The sequence below is a fragment of the Paenibacillus sp. N3/727 genome, assembly GCF_022637315.1.
In the GTDB taxonomy this organism is placed as follows: Bacteria; Bacillota; Bacilli; order Paenibacillales; family Paenibacillaceae; genus Paenibacillus_AQ; species Paenibacillus_AQ uliginis.
Window position 1 is genome coordinate 3,747,076 of sequence record NZ_CP093336.1, and the last position, 20,223, is coordinate 3,767,298.

18 protein-coding genes and 1 pseudogene are annotated in these 20,223 nt (G+C 47.7%); 3 read left to right on the forward strand and 16 right to left on the reverse strand.

All coding sequences use genetic code 11. The features are described 5' to 3' along the window. Window positions 1-161: 161 nt before the first annotated feature. A complete protein-coding gene (locus tag MNQ98_RS17110) occupies window positions 162-1,112 on the forward strand; it encodes a helix-turn-helix transcriptional regulator (protein WP_241929340.1) in 951 nt (316 codons plus the stop codon). 26 nt (window positions 1,113-1,138) lie between these two features. Here the strand turns inward: MNQ98_RS17110 and moaA are convergent, their stop codons facing one another. From moaA to MNQ98_RS17185, 15 genes are all read right to left on the reverse strand, one after another. Then, on the reverse strand, window positions 1,139-2,146 hold the full coding sequence (gene moaA / locus MNQ98_RS17115; RefSeq protein ID WP_241929341.1) for a GTP 3',8-cyclase MoaA: 1,008 nt from the start codon (window positions 2,144-2,146) through the stop codon (window positions 1,139-1,141). A 73-nt stretch (window positions 2,147-2,219) separates the two neighbouring features. Beyond that, window positions 2,220-2,681 (reverse strand): molybdenum cofactor biosynthesis protein MoaE, encoded by a 462-nt coding sequence (locus MNQ98_RS17120; protein ID WP_241929342.1) that lies wholly within the window; start codon window positions 2,679-2,681, stop codon window positions 2,220-2,222. Then, window positions 2,678-3,196 (reverse strand): cyclic pyranopterin monophosphate synthase MoaC, encoded by a 519-nt coding sequence (moaC, locus tag MNQ98_RS17125; RefSeq protein ID WP_241929343.1) that lies wholly within the window; start codon window positions 3,194-3,196, stop codon window positions 2,678-2,680. The genes MNQ98_RS17120 and moaC overlap by 4 nt, the downstream gene beginning before the upstream one ends. A 64-nt stretch (window positions 3,197-3,260) precedes the next feature. Continuing rightward, window positions 3,261-3,491, reverse strand: coding sequence for a molybdopterin converting factor subunit 1 (gene moaD, locus MNQ98_RS17130; protein WP_241929344.1), 231 nt, complete (start codon window positions 3,489-3,491; stop codon window positions 3,261-3,263). 22 nt (window positions 3,492-3,513) lie between these two features. After that, window positions 3,514-4,545, reverse strand: a complete 1,032-nt coding sequence (locus MNQ98_RS17135) for a ThiF family adenylyltransferase (protein WP_241929345.1) — start codon at window positions 4,543-4,545, stop codon at window positions 3,514-3,516. Then, entirely contained in the window at window positions 4,526-5,179 is a 654-nt protein-coding gene (mobA, locus tag MNQ98_RS17140) for a molybdenum cofactor guanylyltransferase (RefSeq protein ID WP_241929346.1), read from the reverse strand. Before mobA ends, MNQ98_RS17135 begins: the two co-directional genes overlap by 20 nt. Before the next feature lie 53 nt (window positions 5,180-5,232). Further along, on the reverse strand, window positions 5,233-5,913 hold the full coding sequence (gene narI, locus MNQ98_RS17145; RefSeq protein WP_241929347.1) for a respiratory nitrate reductase subunit gamma: 681 nt from the start codon (window positions 5,911-5,913) through the stop codon (window positions 5,233-5,235). After that, on the reverse strand, window positions 5,910-6,608 hold the full coding sequence (gene narJ, locus MNQ98_RS17150) for a nitrate reductase molybdenum cofactor assembly chaperone (protein ID WP_241929348.1): 699 nt from the start codon (window positions 6,606-6,608) through the stop codon (window positions 5,910-5,912). Before narJ ends, narI begins: the two co-directional genes overlap by 4 nt. Window positions 6,609-6,651: 43 nt before the next feature. Further along, window positions 6,652-8,121, reverse strand: a complete 1,470-nt coding sequence (gene narH, locus MNQ98_RS17155; protein WP_241929349.1) for a nitrate reductase subunit beta — start codon at window positions 8,119-8,121, stop codon at window positions 6,652-6,654. Continuing rightward, window positions 8,111-11,791 carry a nitrate reductase subunit alpha gene (locus tag MNQ98_RS17160; protein WP_241929350.1) on the reverse strand — a complete coding sequence of 1,227 codons (3,681 nt, stop codon included), beginning with the start codon at window positions 11,789-11,791 and terminating at the stop codon, window positions 8,111-8,113. Before MNQ98_RS17160 ends, narH begins: the two co-directional genes overlap by 11 nt. A 181-nt stretch (window positions 11,792-11,972) precedes the next feature. Next, window positions 11,973-13,469, reverse strand: coding sequence for a nitrate/nitrite transporter (locus tag MNQ98_RS17165; RefSeq protein WP_241929351.1), 1,497 nt, complete (start codon window positions 13,467-13,469; stop codon window positions 11,973-11,975). A gap of 120 nt (window positions 13,470-13,589) precedes the next feature. Continuing rightward, window positions 13,590-14,588: a hypothetical protein gene (locus tag MNQ98_RS17170; RefSeq protein ID WP_241929352.1), complete on the reverse strand. Its 999-nt coding sequence runs from the start codon at window positions 14,586-14,588 to the stop codon at window positions 13,590-13,592. Then, complete coding sequence (locus MNQ98_RS17175; protein ID WP_241929353.1) at window positions 14,581-15,234, reverse strand: response regulator; 654 nt, start codon at window positions 15,232-15,234, stop codon at window positions 14,581-14,583. Before MNQ98_RS17175 ends, MNQ98_RS17170 begins: the two co-directional genes overlap by 8 nt. Before the next feature lie 2 nt (window positions 15,235-15,236). Next, the gene (locus MNQ98_RS17180; RefSeq protein WP_241929354.1) at window positions 15,237-16,523 is read right to left on the reverse strand and encodes a sensor histidine kinase; all 1,287 of its coding nucleotides are present in this window, start codon (window positions 16,521-16,523) and stop codon (window positions 15,237-15,239) included. 362 nt (window positions 16,524-16,885) lie between these two features. Further along, the gene (locus MNQ98_RS17185; RefSeq protein WP_241929355.1) at window positions 16,886-17,341 is read right to left on the reverse strand and encodes a V4R domain-containing protein; all 456 of its coding nucleotides are present in this window, start codon (window positions 17,339-17,341) and stop codon (window positions 16,886-16,888) included. 165 nt (window positions 17,342-17,506) lie between these two features. Between MNQ98_RS17185 and ilvB the strand changes: the two genes are divergently transcribed. Together ilvB and MNQ98_RS17195 are read left to right on the forward strand one after the other, a co-directional pair. Next, window positions 17,507-19,186: a biosynthetic-type acetolactate synthase large subunit gene (gene ilvB / locus MNQ98_RS17190; protein WP_241929356.1), complete on the forward strand. Its 1,680-nt coding sequence runs from the start codon at window positions 17,507-17,509 to the stop codon at window positions 19,184-19,186. A gap of 43 nt (window positions 19,187-19,229) precedes the next feature. After that, window positions 19,230-19,778, forward strand: a complete 549-nt coding sequence (locus MNQ98_RS17195) for a flavin reductase family protein (RefSeq protein WP_241929357.1) — start codon at window positions 19,230-19,232, stop codon at window positions 19,776-19,778. 145 nt (window positions 19,779-19,923) lie between these two features. On the opposite strand, the pseudogene MNQ98_RS17200 reads toward MNQ98_RS17195, so the two are convergent. Beyond that, window positions 19,924-20,088: pseudogene (locus MNQ98_RS17200) on the reverse strand (transposase); the annotation flags it as partial. Window positions 20,089-20,223: the final 135 nt, after the last annotated feature.

The window sequence follows — 20,223 nt, forward strand, 5'->3', positions numbered from 1 at the left end:
AATCCCCCTCCTTAGTTATCATCAATTATAACTAATTATATCTAAATAGAATTATAACTATTTCATTTCTATTGTAAATGATGTTAGCAAAATGAATACAACCGAATATGGTACAATGAAAATAATAGTTATAAATAGCATAATAAATAAGGAGGAGCATAATGTTCATCGATGTTTCGTATACGACCGAAGAAATTGCCAAGTTGCTGAAAATTTCCAAACTGACCGTATATGATCTTATTAAAAAAGGTGAATTGCCCTCATACCGTGTAGGCAAACAAATGCGAGTGGATCATGCGGACCTCGAAGCGTTTAAGCAAAAACATAAAGGACTACAAATAAATGATCGTCCAACGAATACAGATCGTACAAAGAGTTCAAATATGCAAACTTCCATTGCTGGGCTCCGCCCTGTAGTTATAACAGGCCAGGATCCCAGTCTCGATATTTTAACAAAACATTTGGAAAAAAATACGGTTGGAATACGACCGCTACGCGCATATGTCGGAAGTCTTGATAGCCTCATCTCGATGTATCGCGGTGAATCCGATATTGTCAGCACGCATCTCTTCGATGGCGATTCAGGTGAATACAACCTACCTTATATTAAAAAGTTACTCATTGGATCCTCCTACACCGTCGTCAATTTACTCTCCAGAAATGCAGGATTGTACGTTCAGAAGGGTAACCCACTACAACTAAAGGAATGGTCTGATCTAGGGAATCAAGCCTTGCGAATTGCAAATCGTGAGAAAGGTTCCGGAGCTCGTGTATTGTTAGATGAGCAACTTCGTCTACATGGCATAAAGTCCAAACAGCTTATCGGTTACGAGCAAGAACATACCAATCATCTTGGCGTAGCCTCTAAAGTGTCATTAGGTGAAGCAGATGTTGGCGTAGGCATAGAAAAAGCGGCGGTTATTGTAGGTAATATCGATTTTATACCATTGATTCAGGAACGTTATGATCTTGTCATGATGAATACACCAGACAATCAAGCATGGATCCATTCGTTGCTCGGTATTCTCAGATCAAAGGATTTTAAGAAAGAGCTTCAATCCATTTCAGGCTATGACTTATCACGTACTGGCGAAATATTGTTAGAAACGTAGAATTGTCGTTGAGCAGCATCCACACTTTACCCGCCAATTTGCGACATTCGGCGCGACGTCGGCGTATGAGTAGTCTGCTCATCGGCCAATTGTTTGAACATCTCATGGCTTTCCGGCTTCGTACCCAGCGCGCGCAGGAAGAGTTGGCGCACCGCCTCATCATCCCCAATCACATTACGAACTTGGTACTCCTCTGTCCATGCCAGGCATGGCTTAATATAGCCATCAGCCGTCAGGCGTAGTCGGTTGCAAGTACTGCAGAAATGCTGGCTCACTGGATGGATTAGCCCAAAGCTGCCCATCGCCTCTTCCAGCTTGTAATTACCTGCTGGACCGCTGCTTTGCAAAGAAGGTGCTGTGGAGTATGCCCACTGTCTCTCTTCGCATTCGTCGAACACGCGTTGCAAAGGAACATATAGATTTTTCCATTGCGAATCATTATGCCCGATGGGCATATATTCGATAAATCTAACGTTTATCGGACGTTCCTTCGTAAGCATCAGAAAGTCAGCAATTTCATCATCATTAATCCCATTCATTAGTACAATGTTCAGCTTTACTGGAGACAGTCCTACCTTAAGGCAGGTATCGATGCTGTCAAGCACCTTGTTTACATTACCACCCCGTGTAATCATTTTGAACCGCTCCGGCTTTAAAGAATCGAGACTAATATTAACACGGGTAAGTCCTGCCTGCTTTAACCGTTCTGCCTTTGGTGCTAGAAAGATGCCGTTTGTCGTCAGCGAGATATCTTCGATCCCCGGAATTCCTGACAGCATGGAGACAAGCACATCCAGTTCCTTACGCACAAGTGGCTCACCGCCTGTCAATCGCAGTTTGCGTACCCCCATGCCAGCCAGTACTCGTACCACTTCTGCAATCTCCTCATAGCCCAGGATGTTTGCTGACGGTTCAAATTCAATTCCCTCTTCCGGCATACAATAAATGCAGCGCAGATTGCATCGATCTGTAACCGAGATACGCAAGTAATCATGTTGTCGCCCAAATTTATCTACTAGTGTAGATGCACTCATGCTCTCACCGCCCCTTTCTAACTTCATCCAATATCAACAACGTCCTCAGTGCTTCACAAAATATTCCCTTCCATTATCTGCACAACGGTCTGCCTTCCGGATAGGCTTGCTTGTTGCATTGATCTCCAATCCATTCGGATCCGTCTTCCCAATGTTCCTTCTTCCAGATCGGAACAATCTGCTTAATCCGTTCGATAATGTATTCATTCGCTTCATAGGCAGCTTTCCGATGTGGTGAAGATACGGCAATCACAACAGCAATGTCCGAAATCTCCAGCCGACCGACGCGATGCGTCACTGCGGTCTCTGTGTCCGACCACCGCTCCCGGACCTCCTGTCCGATTCGTTCCAGCTCGGCAACCGCCATTGAAGGATAAGCCTCATACTCCAGGTAGAGCGTCCGCTTGCCTTGTGTTAACTCCCGTACAGTACCGAGAAACAATGTAATCGCTCCTGCCTCTCGGCGCTTGACTTGGTTAGACACCTCTTCCGGCACGATGGGCTGATCGGTAATGCGGTATCGATCCCGGTTCATACGTCATTCCCCTCTCCCGTCTCTTGTGCGGAAATATCTGCTCTGACGTAATCTCCGCTTTTTCCACCACTCTTCTTTACCAGATACGTCGGACCTAATACCATATCCTTGTCCACAGCCTTGCACATATCGTAGATCGTTAAGCCGGTCACTTGCGCTGAGGTGAGTGCCTCCATCTCCACGCCTGTCACACCTGTCGTCTTGACGATGACGCGGAACATCAACACCTCTTCATTTTCCTCTTCAAAAGTAATGTCGATTCCATTCAGCGGCAGCGGATGGCACATCGGGATAAGGTCTGCTGTTTTCTTAGCAGCCATAATACCGGCAACTTGTGCGACCGCCAACACATCACCCTTGCCGATGGTGCCCGCACTTATTTTGCGCATCGTCTCCGCTTTCATCTTGATGCGACTCTCGACGACCGCAATTCTGGTTGTTTCGACCTTATCGCTCACATCTACCATATGCGCCCTGCCCTGTCCATTGAAATGCGTTAATCTCTCTTCGCCCATTGCCTGGCCCCCTCTCCTACTAATCAGTTTCACCATAACTTCAACACGAATCTCACACCGTCTATTAGCCTCCGCTTACCGGTGGAAGCAGCGCTACTGTGTCCGCAACCTGAATCTGATAGTTTCTGTCCGCGAGAGACTCATTCACCGCAACCATTACATGGTTGAGCGATAGTACTGGATATAATTCTTTCAACCGATGCATCAATTCTTCAACAGTTAGCGGTTCTAAATCCAATGTCAAATCGGAAGCACCCATCTGCTCACTCAAATGCGCGAACAATAAAATTTTCATTTGACGACCTTCCCTTCCTACTTCATCCCAAATATCGATGATAGAGCTTCTTAGCCGTTACCGAATCTGCCGTTCCATGGACTAAGGCGCGCCCATCTGCAAATATAACGATGCGATGTTCACCATCTTCTACTTGAACAAGGTATGAATTCGACGTAACCCGATTCCCGCTTCGCCGCATTGATCGAGCTAATTCATCCAAATCTACATTAGAATGATGCGGGGGACGAATCCATACCGAAGTACGCCCACACAGCACTTCCGTCTTTAGCGCGGCCTTGGTCTGCAAGTATGGATACGTACGATGTGAGCCGCAAGTCGGACATGAATCTTGCCGCTTGTCGGCGTTTATCCGAAACGACTGGAAGGTGTTCGACCACAGATCGAACACCGTATACCGCTCAGACATGCATGCGCTATTGCCTGACAAATACTTTAGAGCTTCCGTAGCTTGCATCGCTACAACCATCTGAACGGCTGGCGCAATAACGCCATTCCGATCACAAGTGGCCGCACCGAGCGGAATGCTTGCTAACAAGCAATGCAGACACGGTGTGCGCTGGGGCATAAAATTGCAAGTCACCCCATAGCTTCCCGAACAAGCTCCGTGAATCCAGGGTACATCATATTGATAAGCGACATCATTCAGTATGAAGCGAATCTCGTAATTATCCGTCGCGTCCATGATCAAATCGATAACGGATGAAGCCATCAGCTCCTTCAAATCAGCAGCAGTACAATCCATCACATGCGCCCGAATATCAATGTTTGAATTAATCTGCCTGAGCCGGCGGGCTGCGGCAACGGCCTTCGGCATCTGTTCTGCAGCGTCCTGCTCATCATAAAGCGTCTGCCTCTGCAAATTACTCCATTCTACATAATCCCGGTCGATGATTGTCATCGTCCCTACACCAGCTCTTGCCAAGATGTCCGCAATTCCCGATCCGAGTGCTCCCGCTCCCACGATCAACACATGCTTACGCTGAAGCTCAGCCTGTCCTGAAACTCCGATCGGTACGAAGCCTTGCTGTCTGCTATATCTCGCTTCGCACACGAATTCTCTCCTCCTTCTTCTCTAAGTGAAACTCGCAACCGCGCAGCAATGACTTATACTGCGCAGGCGTGTCCACATCTTTGATGAAGTCAAGCGGAATGTTGGCTTGTCTCCAATCCGTCTCTACTACGCCGTGCCAACGGCATGACTCAAGCAACCCAGACAGACGATGCCGCCCTGTCTCAAGACGTTCAGTGATGATAGGCAGCAGCACCAGAGGGCGGTATACCGCATGCAGCATCTGATGATTTCCTTCTGCGACAGGCAGCACCACGTCATAATCGCCTTCCTGTGCACAGCGCAACATCCATTGAGCGGCCATTGCGGAAATTGCAGGATAATCACACCCGACTACCCAGGCATATTTCGTCTTCACAATACGAAAGGCAGCGTGCATGCCGCTCAATGGTCCGCAGCCCGGATATACATCAGGAACATACAAAATAGGATTGGTCAACAGGCCGTTGTAAATAGTTGGATCTGGCGTAACAACGATAATGGAAGCGCAGATCGTACTCATCACTCGCACTTGCCGCTCAATAAACCGTTCTCCCTCGTATTGCAACAACGCTTTATTGGCTCCCTTCATCCGTGAATTCCGCCCGCCTGCCAAAATGACGCCAGTTAATGTCATGGGCTCCCCCTTTTTATTCCGGGCTTCCTGTTCAGGAACGCTGTGTTCCTACTCTATCTCCGCCGTCGATACAGCACATAACTCCGTCTCAAATATTTAATTGGCATGCTCAACATATGAACGAGTCTCGTAAACGGGAACACACCGAACAACCCCAAAGCAAGAATAATATGAATTTTAAATATACTTGGTACATCCTTCATAAGGATGCCATCTGGCGTGAAGGTCAATACACCGCGAATCCATGGCGCGATCGTTTCCCGATAATCGAACCCGCTGTGGCTCGTTGCATTGAACAGTGTTGCCCCCATTCCAACAACAACGATGAGCGTGAGCAGGATAATAGACAACATATCTCCGAAGCTGCTTGTGCGCCTTATGCGAGGGTCTGTCAATCGGCGCAGGCACAAGATGATGCAGCCAACCAATGTCATCAAGCCAGCAGCTGATCCGATCCAAATCGCCATGGTATGGTATAAATGATCGCTAACACCGAGGGCCTCAAGCCAGGACTTTGGAATAAGCAGTCCTCCAATATGCCCAAACAATACGAACATGATGCCGAAATGGAACAGAATGCTGCCCCATTTCAGTTTTTTCTTCTCTAGTATTTCGCTCGATTTGGCTGTCCAACCGAACTGATCGGTTTGGTACCGATAATATAACCCAACCAGAAAAATAATTAGAATAATATACGGATAAATAACCCAGAAAAACTGATCACCGAACGTCATGGTGTCGCCCTCCTTCTCATTGAGTCGGGGTCAACCTTCTGATATGTCGGAGTGCCTCCGTAACCTGCCGCCGCCCACATCGGGCCGCAACCCGTAATCTCTCCGGTGCTCGTGCACCCGGCAGGCGGTTCGAAGTGGAAGGAACCTTCCGTCATCTCTGATTGTTCGAGAAGCAGCATGAGCGCTTGAAGTACATGTTGATACGGGCTGTCTAAGGCCACGAGTGCTTCCCTTGTTCCTTCAAGTGCCTCCTTGAAGGAATACAACAAGGAAGCCCCTTTATCATCCTCCGCAACTGCCGCATATTCGAGCACAAGCGGCAAGTAATCCGGCAGTTCCTCAGTAGCGAGGAGCATATTCTCTTCTTCATAGATTTGCTTCAGCTTCAGCAGCGCCGGACCGCGTGCGCGCTCCTCGCCGAGCTGTCCATAGGTCAGGTATAGATTTGTTTTTTTACTAAAATCAAATGTCTTTACATATTGAGCCGTAACCGCCTCCGAATCCATACCCGTGAATCCGGCAATGCACATTCCCGCCAACTGAATCAACTGTTCATTCATTTCAGCGCTATCCTGTTGCAGCAGTTCACACCAGCTTACATACATTTCATCCGCCGTTTCATGCCACTTCTCATCCGGATATTGCAGCAAGCAGGACATCATCATCCAACTCGAACGCTGCACCAACTCGTTCATTCTCTCTCACTCCTCACTGATTCGGTACAAGGATCCTTCCAGATTAACCTCCGCAAGGCCCCGGGCCGCCCATCATATTTGAGAATCCACATGCGCCCTGCTCGCTGTACAGATCGGTGAATTCTTCACGATGCGCCGCAGGAATAACAAATCGATCTTCATATTTTGCAATCGCCAGCAAGCGATACATCTCTTCCACTTCCTGCTCGGTAATGCCTAGCTGCTCCAGCAACTCCAGATCCGGTGCCTTCTGTAAATTGCGCGAACGCATATGGGACCGCATTACGGCCATCTTCTTCAGCACCTTCTTGATAACCTCGGTATCTCCCGCTGATAACAAGTTCGCAAGATATTGCACCGGAATGCGCATATCCTCAATTGCCGGGAATATATCGTCTGCCGTCGCGACTGCGCCTTTGCCTTCTACCATATTCGTAATCGGGCTAAGAGGAGGTACATACCATACCATCGGCATTGTACGATATTCAGGGTGCAGAGGAAGCGCGATCTTCCATTCAACTGCCATCTTGTAAATTGGCGACTGCTGGGCAGCCTCAATCCAATCTCCCGGGATGCCTGCTTCACGTGCAGCAGCAATCACTTCCGGATCATTCGGATCGAGGAAAATGTCAAGCTGAGACTCATATAACTGCTTCTCATCCTCCACCGAAGCTGCTTCTTCAACGCGATCTGCATCATAGAACATAACGCCCAGATAGCGGATCCGGCCGACGCAAGTCTCCGAACAAATCGTTGGCAGTCCTTGCTCTATACGAGGGAAGCAGAGCGTACATTTTTCTGCCTTGTTCGTCTGCCAATTGAAATATACTTTTTTGTACGGGCAACTCGTCACGCAGAACCGCCACGAACGGCAGGCATTCTGATCGACGAGCACGATGCCGTCTTCGTCTCGTTTGTACATCGCGCCCGATGGACAACTCGACACGCAAGGAGGGTTGATACAGTGCTCACAGATACGCGGCAAGTACATCATAAATACCTGCTCAAATTCCATTCGCACGGATTCTTGAATGCCGGCCATATCAGGATCCAGCAGCCCAGTTTCATGTACACCTGCCAGATCGTCCTCCCAGTTCGGCCCCCATTTCAGATCCATATACTCACCTGTAATCTGCGACTTTGGCCGTGCGACAGGTTGGTGCTTCCGTTCGGGACTTTGCTGCAACTTCTCATAGTCGTAATCCCACGGCTCGTAGTAATCATCAATCGTTGGCTGGTCCGGATTGTGAAAAATATTCATCAACCGGTTGGCACGGCTGCCGGAACGAAGCTCCAGCTTACCGTTTTTAAGCACCCAACCGCCTTTATATTTGTCCTGATTTTCCCATTGTTTCGGATAACCTATCCCTGGCTTCGTTTCAACGTTGTTGTACCACATATACTCAGCGCCTTTGCGGTTCGTCCAAGTATTTTTGCATGTGACAGAGCATGTATGACAGCCAATACATTTGTCTAGGTTCATGACCATGCCAATCTGTGCTTTAATCTTCAAGCCAGTTCACCTCCTGCAGTTTACGAATGACGACGTACAAGTCGCGCTGGTTGCCTGTTGGTCCGTAATAGTTGAATCCGTAGCTCAATTGTGCGTAACCGCCAATCATATGCGTTGGCTTAACGTGAATTCGCGTCGGGCTGTTGTGTGTTCCTCCGCGCGTCGCCGTTACATCGGTCGCTGGCACATTAATTGTCCGATCCTGCGCATGATGCATGAAGACCATTCCCCGTGGAATCCGGTGCGTTAGTACCGCTCGCGCCACGACAGCGCCATTTTGGTTGAAACATTCAATCCAGTCATTATCCTTAATTTCCGCGCTTGCCGCATCATCTTTGTTCATCCAGATCGTTGGACCGCCCCGGAATAATGTCAACATCGGAAGTGAGTCATAATACATGCTATGAATGGACCATTTGCTGTGCGGGGTCATAAAGTTCAGCACGATTTCCTTGCCTTTTACGCCTGGACGTTGCTTTACACTATGGAACGGTGCATGCTTCAAGGTCGGCTTAAAGATAGCCATATTCTCGCCGAACTCGGTCAACAATTCATGATCGAGATAGAAATGCTGACGTCCTGTCAACGTCCGGAACGGAATCATCCTTTCGATATTCGTCGTAAATGGCGAATATCGGCGTCCATGCTGCTCCGACCCGCTGAACGCTGGAGAGGTGATGACCGTCTTCGGCTTCGCCGTGATATCGTCGAATGTAAACCGCTCATCCATCCGATCCTCCGCCAGATCTTTCAGCTTAAGCGCCGTCTTTTGTTCCAGCGCTTCCCATGCCTTAACCGCCATCTTCCCGTTGCTCGTCGATGACAGAGTCAATATCGCTTCTGCAATCTGACGATCGGTGATCAGCTGCGGACATCCCGCGCCTACTCCCATGCCCTTCGTGACACCATTTACTTTTTTCAACAGCTCGTATTCCTCAGCAGCAGACCAATTCATACCCTTAATGCCGTATGGTTTCTCTTTCACATTCGGTCCGAGCGAGATCATTTTCTCATACACTTGTGTATAATCTCGTTCCACGACGACGAATTTCGGCATCGTCTTACCTGGTATCGCATCGATTTCCTGTTTGCTCCAATCGAGTATTTTGCCATGCGGTTGAGCCAATTCATCAGGTGTATCATGCTGTAAAGGCATGGAAACAACATCAACGACTGGAGCGTCGAATTGACCCTTCGCCATTTCAGAGAATGACTTCGCAATGGTCTTAAACGTCTCCCAATCCGATTTCGATTCCCATAATGGCGGCACCGCCGGATTGAACGGGTGGATGAATGGATGCATATCGGTTGATGATAAGTCACTCTTCTCATACCAGGTCGCTGCCGGCAGCACGATGTCGGAATAGACTGCAGTTCCTGACATTCGGAAGTCGATATCGACCATCAAATCAAGCTTGCCCTCGGAGGCTTTGTCTCGCCATATGATCTCCTTCGGCCGAATCGCATTCTGATCATCGTTCAGCAGGCCATTATGCGTGCCAAGCAAATGCTTAAGGAAGTACTCATGCCCTTTGCCGGAGCTCGAGATCAGATTAGCGCGCCAGACGAACATGACCTTCGGATGATTTACAGCTGCATCCGGATCTTCGATCGCGAATTGTAACGAGCGATCCTTCAATCGCTGCGCAACATACTGCGAGATTTCCTCATTCGTGTTCATACCTTGTTCCTTCGCCTGAGCAGTCAACGTGAGTGAATTCTCGTTAAATTGCGGGTAGGAAGGCAACCAACCTAACCGGGCCGCGAGCACATTATAGTCGGCATTGTGCTCATAGCGCGCCTTGTCAACAAGAGATGATGTATGACCGTCCACCGGGTTCGATTCATAACGCCACTGATCCGTTGCGAAGTAGAAGAACGAAGTTCCGTTCTGCTGACGCGGAGGCATCGTCCAGTCACGAGCAAAGGCGATGTTAGCCCAACCTTCCGCCGGACGGAGCTTCTCCTGTCCTACATAGTGCGCCCAACCGCCGCCGTTCACGCCTTGGCAGCCGGTCATCAGCACGAGGTTCAGTATGCTGCGGTAGATCGTATCCGAGTTGTACCAATGGTTGATACCCGCTCCAACAACAATCATCGAACGTCCCTGGCTGTCGATCGCATTTTGCGCGAATTCACGAGCAATCTTAGTGACTAACCCTTGGTCTACGCCAGTAATTGTCTCTTGCCAAGCTGGTGTGCATGCGGTATCTGCATCATCGTAGCGGATCTCCCCGCTTGGATCGACGCCGTATTGCGCGAGTGTCAAATCGAACACCGTCGTCACACAATACTCTGTTCCATCCGCTGCAGTCACTGTCCGGTATGGTACCGTACGTGATACGGTTTTCTTGCCCTCATCATCAAAATAAGGCAGCATGAGTTCAAGGCGGCCGTCTGCGTCAGTACCAATACCGAGCTGCGGGGAAATCTCTTCACCCGTTACCGTGTCGATGAGTTCCAGATTCCATCTTCCCTCTTCGCCCCAGCGTGATCCGATCGTACCGTTCGGAATGTGTAGTTTGCCGGTGTTCTCACCAATCATCACGGTCTTCCACTCCGCGTTGTTCGTTTCTACGCCGAGGTCATGCGCATTCAGGAAGCGATCCGCCTTGCCTTTCCCGTCCTCTTTCGACAATATGACGAGGAATGGGAAATCTGTATATTTTTTCACATAATTATCGAAATAAGGTGTTCTCTGCTTCATATAGAACTCTGTCAAAATGACATGCCCCATCGCCATCGCAAGCGCCCCGTCCGTACCCTGTTTGGCAGGCAGCCAATCATCTGCAAAGCGAACGAATTCTGCATAGTCCGGACTGACGGATACGACCTTCGTCCCACGATAGCGTGCTTCTGTCATGAAGTGCGCGTCTGGTGTACGTGTCATTGGCAGGTTCGAACCCCATACGAGCAAATAACTTGAATTATACCAATCGCTGCTTTCCGGCACGTCTGTCTGATCGCCCCAGATCTGCGGAGAAGCCGGCGGAAGGTCGGCGTACCAGTCATAGAAGCTTAGCAGCGGCGATCCGATCAACGACAAAAAGCGCGAACCCGCCGCGTAGCTGATCATGGACATGGCTGGTATAGGGGAAAATCCGAAGACACGGTCAGGACCGTACTGCTGAATCGTATACAGCGTAGATGCAGAAATGATCTCCGAAACTTCTTCCCACGTAGACCGTACCATGCCGCCTTTGCCACGGGCTGACTTATAGGTCAACTTCTTCTGCTCGTCTTCAACGATGGACGCCCATGCTCTCACAGGATCATCCATCTCCTTGCGTGCCTCACGCCATAACTGGAGTAACTTACCTCGAATATACGGGTACTTCACACGCAGTGGACTATATAGATACCACGAGAAGCTCGCGCCGCGGGGACAACCGCGCGGTTCAAATTCCGGCATATCCGGTCCAGTCGTCGGATAGTCTGTCTGTTGTGTCTCCCACGTAACAATTCCGTCCTTTACGAAGATCTTCCAACTGCAAGATCCAGTGCAGTTGACACCATGCGTAGAACGAACCACTTTATCATGCTGCCAACGGTTCCGGTACATGTCCTCCCACGACCGATCGGCCGGCGATACTTCACTCCAGCCTCCCGAGTTTGTCTCCCGCTTGTGGAAAAATTTCAGCTTCTGCAATAGCGGATTGCTCTTTTTCATGTGTTCATCCCCTTGCGCGTTTATTCTAGTTTTATTGTAAGAACTGGTGATCATAGATTATAGAGGGGAACTCCCCCATTCTGAAAAGGGAATTCCCCAATTTATTTAGTGCAAACTATTAACTTCATTCATCGGGAAGCTCTACCTTGAACTCTTTGATACTGGTCTTTCCCAGCCATCGTCATGCAACCGGTTCAATCTCTTTGAACACCCCAACATAGTAACTTGTTTCCCCAATATCATCCTTTACCGCCGTAATCGTCAGATGCTCAAGGTAGATAACGCCGTTACTCTTCTTATTCCATAGCTCGCCAACCCATGTGTCGTTCTCCTTCAATTGCCTCCACATTGATTCATAGAAGGCTCGATCATGACGCCCGGACTTTAGAAATCCGGATTTCTGGCCGACAGCCATATCTGGGGTGTAGCCTGTCACCGCCGTAAAGGCTGGGTTAACCGCCACGATATAACCCTTCTTGTTCGTGACGAGCACAGCCTGCGAAGCGCTCTGAACAATCTGTTCCGCCAGCTTCACCTTATCCTGCCAATATAGATAGAGCACGAGCAGGAGACTGCAAAGTGCCACCATCGACAGAGCCATGAAGCCGATCGCATAATGCTTTGTTATCGAGAACAGTAACGTCAGCATAAGCGGTGGGAAAAACCCGCCAAGTCCGCCCAGAGCGGATATTAACCCGTTCGCGATCCCGGATTGCTTCGAGAAGTACAGCGGGACTAATTTGAAGATAGCTCCATTTCCCACACCAGCACAAATGCCTATCAACAGACAACCTGCTGTGTACAGCACGATCGATGGGGAAAAAGCAAGTATGATCCCACCAATCGTCAAGCCTGCAAAGACGACCATCAGCAGCTTGAACGGATTAATCTTGTCGGCATACCAGCCGCCAGCAGGGCGCATAAATGTCGCAAGCGTAACGAACCCGGCAGTGCGCAGGCCTGCATCTACTTTATCGATTCCAAATTGACTTACGAGATGGTTCGGCAGGAAAACCGTAAAGGCAACGAATGCACCAAACGTAATAAAATAAAACAAACAAAGAAGCCACAACTTCTCATTACGATAGATTCCCTTGATTTGATCCATAAGAGAAACATCTAACTTTTGTTCCCTGCGATCTCCGATAACGAAATTGACTAGTGCAAATAGGGCGAGTAATACGAGATAGAACTGTACAGTCGTCCGCCATCCGAAATCAGTAGCCAGCACCGGCGCGAAAAATGTGCTCAGAGCTGACCCGAGGTTGCCAAGTCCATATATCCCGTTGACGAAGCCATGCTTCTCCCGGTCGTAATATTTCGGGAGTGAAGTGACGCCGATAGAGAATGTAGCACCTCCAACCCCAAGGAATAAGCCGCCTATCATAAGATCAGTAAAATTCGAGGCGTTGCTAATGTAGAACACAGGTAATAGTAAAATGACAAAACTTACGAAAAACATTTTGCGTGCGCCAAACCTGTTGGTCCAATACCCGAACGGTATTCGTAAAAGGGAACCGAGCACAATCGGAACAGCAGTGACAAGTGATATTTGTCCAGGTGATAAAGTAATATCTTCCTTAATAAAAACGATAAGTGAAGACAAAATTCCCCAAACGCAAAAACCTGCTACCAGGCTCAGTGTTTGTAATAGCAATGTTGATTTGGATGCTTTCATCCACATACCTCCCTGTTACTTCAATCTACTATCACCTATTATTGTGGGAGACTAAGGCAAAAAAAATTGGGGAATTCCCTCATTTAGCTCAAGGAAATTCCCCATACTTAACAATCTTATTTAAATCCAATGCATCTCATCCAATAATCTGCGTGTTGGAACGATAAAGCGAACAGTCTGTTTTGATTTCTCCATAACAATTTCAAAATCGCATTTCAGCGACCGAATCTGCTCCATTACAGGCTGGAACAGCTCCTGTGAAAGGGAATACAGAAGAGAACTACCCAGTTCGACACATGTATTTCCCGTCTTTTCTTGTCCGATGACCAATTGCGCATCCACCGGCGGTGATGAGGTGCACATTTTTACAAGCACTTCAAGGATAGAGGCAATTTCTTCCTGCCGTTCCAGAGCCAAACTCGTTACGCGCTGATCAAGCAGTTCACATGTTACTCCTGCTGATCTCGCGACTTGCAGCAGTCTGAGGATAGGACCGACTGCCTGCCCTGAAGATTCCCATTCTAGAACATTGTCGCTCAGTTCTGTTATAGTCTCAGACTTCACGCTCAATTGAGCTGCACTCGGCTGTCTTGGCGAATGCGCCGGTTCCCCTGAATCTGTTGGGTTCACACTGCTGCAGCATCCCGCATAATCATCGTCATAGAGCCGCCCCAACGCTCCAGCGCATGACTGAACCCGTTCAATATCATCACTACTAAACTCTCTTCGGCTTCGTTGCCCTACTAGCAGCACACCATATGCTTTCCTGCGATTATCAGTCATCGAATCGACCGATACGCCAACACCAGAGCGAAGCGATTCTACGAGAAATATGGGATACTCAAGCACCTCATCCTGTACTTCTTCAGGAAATGCTGTGACGACATGAGGGTGCTTTCCCTGCAGCACCTTTCCGGCCATTCCTCTGCCCATTCGAACCGTAATCATCTTGTACCGATCCGAATTGGCTCCGAGAGCGAAGCGCCAATAGATATCACGATAATTGCCATCTGCCAATGCGACTGCCGCGAAATCAAGTTCCATGTCTCTCTTCAGCCCTTCCAGTTCCCACTGGACTCGTTGCTGCAGCGTCGGTTGATAGGTGGATTCGTTACTCAAATTCTAGCAACCCCCTTCTGTAAGCAAACTTCATCAACTCACGACGGTTATTCAATTGCAACTTGTCCATAATATTAGCTTTATGGTTTTCCACAGTCTTTACGCTAATGGATAGCAGACTAGCCGCTTCCTTGTTCGTATAGCCTTTAGCAACCAGGCTAAGAATTTCTTTCTCACGCTCCGTCAATGATTCGAAGGTATCCTTCACTTCTCCAGATTGACCATGAAGATACCCTTCAATTACCTGCTTGGTCGCCGTCGGATGCAAGTATACGAGACCTTGATGGACCTGTTGTATTGCTTTGACAAGCTCAGAGACGGGAGCGGATTTCAAAATGTATCCGGAAGCTCCTGCCTTCAACGCGCGGAATAAGTACTGCTCGTCATCATGCATCGTCAGAATAATGACTTTCACATCCGGCAATGATTGCAAGAGCTCGCTTGTTGTGTACAATCCATCGCGACCGTTCGGCATGCTCAGATCCATCAACACCAGATCCGGTTTCATCTCAAGTGACAACTTTATACAAGACATGCCATCGGCTGCTTCCCCAATAACCGTTATGCCCGTCTTCGTATCCAGCACCGCACGGAGTCCGCTGCGCACAACGGCGTGATCATCCACAATTAACACTTTAATATCCAATATTATCTCTCCTCTACGTCTGAACTATCGCATCCGTCAAGCGGTACCCATACCTGTATGGCCGTTCCCTCTGTCGCTGCAGATTGTATATTAAACGTGCCGCCCAATATTTTGGCCCTTTCCTCCATACTGTATAGCCCTACCCCATGCCGTAGTTCAGGAGTAATGTCGAAGCCGACCCCATAATCCCGAATAGACAGGCGAGCCTCTTCAGACGTGAGCTTCAACTGCACATCCACCACGTCCGTATGCGAATATTTTGCCGCATTTGTTAACGCCTCCTGTACGATACGATAAAAGGCTGTCTCTTGAGTAGCAGGCATGCGTCCGCTTTCACCGTTCACCTCGAAGTGAACCTGAATGCCGAACTTTTGACCATATGCACGAAAATAATTTCTGAGCGCCGCTACGAGCCCGATATCATCCAATGCAGAAGGCCGCAGTTCAGCAGATAAATCGCGAATATCCTCGATAGTATTTCGTATTGATTCCTGTAAGGTGTCCAACTGGTCTTCGAGCATATTCTCGTCATCCACATCATCTGTTTCCGTTAACTCAACTTCAAGATGCTGCTTGAACATTTCCGTTTGAATGAGAATACTGTAGAGTGATTGGCCAATGCCATCGTGCAACTCGCGTGATATCCGCTTGCGTTCATTTTCCTGCGCAGACAAGATCGAATGCGTAATCATTTTCGCAATCTGATGCTGTTCATCCAGTCGCGTCTCTTCCACTTCCTGCATGCGCAATATGCTCAAACGGCCATGAACCGGATCGTTATAGTGAGACACGCTAGCGTTGACGGACTTCGGTTCGCCGTCCGGAGTGACAAGCTGCAATTCTGTTGGCTGTGGCACTGATTCATGAACGAAGCAATCCTGATAGGAACATAGCTTGTTTAATCCCGGATAATTCGAACACATACTGCAGAAATTGGATGCCGTCGATTTTTCCTCCAACTTCATCATCGTTTGCACTGCTTGATTCATCCGGATAATGTTCATCTCACTGTCAAGAATCAATACACCATCCGTCGTATGCTTGAACATGTTGGCGAGTTGTTCCTGCTCCGAGCGAAGTCTTCGCCCTTGACTATAAATAAGAAAGAAGAACAAGGTCGTAATAATCAGCACGAACAGAAACATCGGAATGTAATGATGCCATTCCGTATTCGTTCCTCCTAGCATTGCCCGAATGACGAGCACGATGATAAAGGTTGTACCGATCGTTAACATTCCGTTCCATACCATAAACCTTATAAATGCCATCGTTTTTCGGAACATGAACATCGTTGTTCCCCCTAATTAAAATGAAAATATACATGAGGAAGTCTATCACGTTTAAGAAAGAGTATCAAAGTGAATACGCTGCACACCACCCAATCACTGATGCCCGTAGGAGCGGATGGTCTCCAGCCGTTACAGAGGATAAGCGCTCGCTAAGTACGATAATTAGAGTGGTGCCGCTAGAAACAGACCTCGTCCATTTCTTAAGTGCGCACCCCTTAGTATGTACATTGGATAAACCCCCTAATTAATCTGATTATTTCTAAGGCCGTAACAAAAGATAAATAAGCTGCCTCCGGTAGCATACCAGAAACAGCTTTCAGTTTAGTAAAGACGACTATGATTGCTTATGTATTGGACTAACATTATCGTAAATAACGGATCTCATATTCACAATGATCATCTCCGCTTACGTTGCACAGAACTTCTCGCACAGATACCTTCTCTTTCCATATTTTATTGATAGCCCCCTCCAATATGGCCCCTTCCAAATCACAGACCATCTTCCCTTCCATCACCGGAAGTCCTATGCAGAAACATTCCTCAACTGCGATCCGAAGTTTATGCTCATCCTGATATACAATTTTCGGAATACCAATCTGAAGCTCTTCGAACAGAACCAAGATATCCTCTAATGTAGATACAGGCAGTGATTCTCCTATTTTGCGACCAATTGTAACGGTAGTTCCCTTCCCGCCCATTGGTAGAGCTTGATGTAAACCAATCAGCCGAATTGCCCGGAACAACTCCAGTGGCACCTGAGTTCCCAGCTTCTTCCGACCGATTAACTTCATGTCCTCGTATGTAAATGCCTCTTTCATGCTACTCCGCCTCCCTTTGTTTACTTTATTGGGTACTGGTACAGTTTAACATTTCACTATGGCAAGAGAGTGATTCTGCGCACATCTATGAATAACAGTGAGCCCAATCACTATGTGCATATAATTCCTGGGTTATGCTTTTCTATTAATCGGAGGTGTAACCCATTGACAGGTGCAGAATTACTCATTGAACTATTACTTGAAAACGATGTTGATACGATATTTGGTTACCCTGGTGGTGCTGTGCTCCCGATTTATGACGCACTGTATGATAACCCATCCATCCGGCATATCCTTGTAAGACATGAACAAGCTGCCGTTCACGCCGCAGACGGATATGCACGCGTATCAGGTAAACCGGGGGTTTCGCTTGTTACGAGCGGACCAGGTGCGACAAATGCCATAACAGGTATCGCCAACGGCTATATGGATTCAGTACCCATGGTCGTTCTAACAGGTCAAGTTCCAACTCAAATGATCGGCCGGGACAGTTTTCAGGAAGTCGATATCTTCGGCATGACGATGTCTATTACCAAACATAATTTCATGGTATTTCATATCGATGACTTACCAGGAATTATTAACAGTGCCTTTCATATCGCCACTACCGGACGTCCAGGGCCTGTTCTAATTGATCTTCCTAAGGACGTCATGACTGCACAAACGGGGGATACGAATACCCCGATGAGATCAAACTTCACGACTCATCTCTTGGATAAAAACCCCTGCCAAACGGATATCCCCGTCGAACAATTGAAGTTGATATTTGATAAATTGACGATGGCGAAGCGCCCGGCAGTGGTCATCGGGGGTGGATGCATGGCAGGTGAAACACCGAAATTGTTGCTACAACTTATGCGCAAAGCCAAACTACCTGTCGTATCAACACTTATGGGACTTGGTGCATTCCCGTCACAACATCCTCTTCATCTCGGAATGCTCGGAATGCATGGTACCGTCGCCGCTAACCGTACCGTTCAGCAGGCAGACGTTCTGTTATGTCTTGGGGTCCGTTTTAGCGACAGAGTGGCCGGAAACCGACAGGCGTTCTCCCCCCGCTCTTATAAGATTCAAGTGGACGTCGAAGAAGCGGAACTAAACAAAAACATTGATATTGACCTTGCGGTTCATGGAACGACAGAAACTGTAATAAAAGGTCTATTAGAACGAAATTTATCAGGATCATGGACGGATTGGAATAACCAGATCTCCCACTTGTCCAAACGTGTTCCTTCCCTTCCAGCAGCAGAGAACAGAATGCTACAGCCGCAAGATGTGATTCGATTAGTACATAGGCAAAGCTCGGAGAACGCGATCATCGCTACAGATGTGGGCCAACATCAGATTTGGACTGCACATCACTACCCCTTCTCACAACCACGCACCTTTGTTACGTCGGGCGGTCTAGGTACGATGGGGTTCGGCCTACCGGCTGCAATCGGAGCTGCCATTGCATGTCCCGACCGTGAAGTTGTATGTATTAGTGGGGATGGAAGTATACAAATGAATATTCAAGAATTAATGACGGCAGTTGATCAGAATCTGAATATTAAAGTGATCATTTTAACTAATGGATATTTAGGAATGGTCAGACAGTGGCAGCAATTATTCCATAAAAAACGATATTCGTCAGTTAAAATTTCATCGCCTGTCTTCCCTGAATTGGCCAAGACTTTCGGAGCTTTCGGCTACCACGCAGATAATCTGTCGGAAGCGGAAAAAGTGATTGAGCAGGCATGGAAAGAAGAGGGAGTCATTGTAATGGAATTTGATATCACAGAAGAGATGAATGTGTATCCGATGATTCCGCCTGGGGCAACCTCAGCTGAGACCATTGAGGATTAATTGACTATAAGCTTCATTTCAATTTTTCAGGAGGATTAGTGTAATGGAAAAGAGTAAAGTTGATTATGAAAAAATGTATTATGGCTTCCCTGTCATTCTTATAAGCTTCTATGACAAAAACGGAGTTCCCAATGTAACTACCCTATCATCTTCATATTCTCTGAAAGATATGGTTGTTCTTGGGTTTAACACCAAAGGGTATGCGATTAATGAAATTATACATGTGAAAGATTTTGTGATTAATGTACCTGATCGTTCCCTTGTACAGGAAATCAATTTTTGTGGATCCAAATCCGGTTTTGAATGCAGCAAATTTGATGAGGCGAACTTAACACCGGTGAAATCGCCGTTGGTCAATGCCCCCGTCATTCAGGAATGCCCGATCGCTATTGAGTGTACGCTAACGGATGTGATCGAAAGAGATCAATATCAAGGGATTACCAATGTATTAGCTGCTGTCAAAGGCAGATATGTTGCTAAAGAGTATTTGGATCACGAAGGAAGATTACAACCTTCAATGCTCAATAATATTCTGTATGTGGGAGATGGCGTAAACCGCGGATACCGATATATGGAAGAGTGCAATAATTAAGCTATCACCATTTCTTTACCTCTTAGTGTGTAAGGATACAGTGCTTGATAGTACAAAAAATGGAGCCATCCCAAAAGTAGATTTTTCTACTGTGGAATGTCTCTTTCTTCTTTCAATTCAGCCCCAAAAAGGTGGAAGACTGGCTCTAAGTGAGCGGCAGTTTTCCACCTTTTTGCTTCATCGTCGCCCACTTGAGCAGATTGTGGGCGAGCGAAAGCCACCCGACCTCGAGGCTGACTTTGGACAAGCCTCGAAGCAGAAAACGCCGGAATTTTCGGTTGTTTTTCAATTGCCCAAATACACTCTCCGGCATTGAATGTACAAAGAAATCGCTCCTTTGAGATGGTTGGTGGTACTTCCATTTTACCAGAGGGCGATTTCTTTTTATGTTTAAATTGAACGTTTGCATCTGCACGAAGTAGCAGAGAGGACGAAACGATTCCGG

What these genes read in the sequence shown, in the direction of transcription:
- moaA (WP_241929341.1), bottom strand. Translation starts at nt 2,146, where the DNA reads ATGAGTGCATCTACACTAGTAGATAAATTTGGGCGACAACATGATTAC.
- MNQ98_RS17110 (WP_241929340.1), top strand. Translation starts at nt 162, where the DNA reads ATGTTCATCGATGTTTCGTATACGACCGAAGAAATTGCCAAGTTGCTG.
- moaC (WP_241929343.1), bottom strand. Translation starts at nt 3,196, where the DNA reads ATGGGCGAAGAGAGATTAACGCATTTCAATGGACAGGGCAGGGCGCAT.
- MNQ98_RS17160 (WP_241929350.1), bottom strand. Translation starts at nt 11,791, where the DNA reads ATGAAAAAGAGCAATCCGCTATTGCAGAAGCTGAAATTTTTCCACAAG.
- moaD (WP_241929344.1), bottom strand. Translation starts at nt 3,491, where the DNA reads ATGAAAATTTTATTGTTCGCGCATTTGAGTGAGCAGATGGGTGCTTCC.
- MNQ98_RS17195 (WP_241929357.1), top strand. Translation starts at nt 19,230, where the DNA reads ATGGAAAAGAGTAAAGTTGATTATGAAAAAATGTATTATGGCTTCCCT.
- mobA (WP_241929346.1), bottom strand. Translation starts at nt 5,179, where the DNA reads ATGACATTAACTGGCGTCATTTTGGCAGGCGGGCGGAATTCACGGATG.
- MNQ98_RS17180 (WP_241929354.1), bottom strand. Translation starts at nt 16,523, where the DNA reads ATGTTCATGTTCCGAAAAACGATGGCATTTATAAGGTTTATGGTATGG.
- MNQ98_RS17120 (WP_241929342.1), bottom strand. Translation starts at nt 2,681, where the DNA reads ATGAACCGGGATCGATACCGCATTACCGATCAGCCCATCGTGCCGGAA.
- narJ (WP_241929348.1), bottom strand. Translation starts at nt 6,608, where the DNA reads ATGAACGAGTTGGTGCAGCGTTCGAGTTGGATGATGATGTCCTGCTTG.
- MNQ98_RS17165 (WP_241929351.1), bottom strand. Translation starts at nt 13,469, where the DNA reads ATGAAAGCATCCAAATCAACATTGCTATTACAAACACTGAGCCTGGTA.
- narI (WP_241929347.1), bottom strand. Translation starts at nt 5,913, where the DNA reads ATGACGTTCGGTGATCAGTTTTTCTGGGTTATTTATCCGTATATTATT.
- MNQ98_RS17185 (WP_241929355.1), bottom strand. Translation starts at nt 17,341, where the DNA reads ATGAAAGAGGCATTTACATACGAGGACATGAAGTTAATCGGTCGGAAG.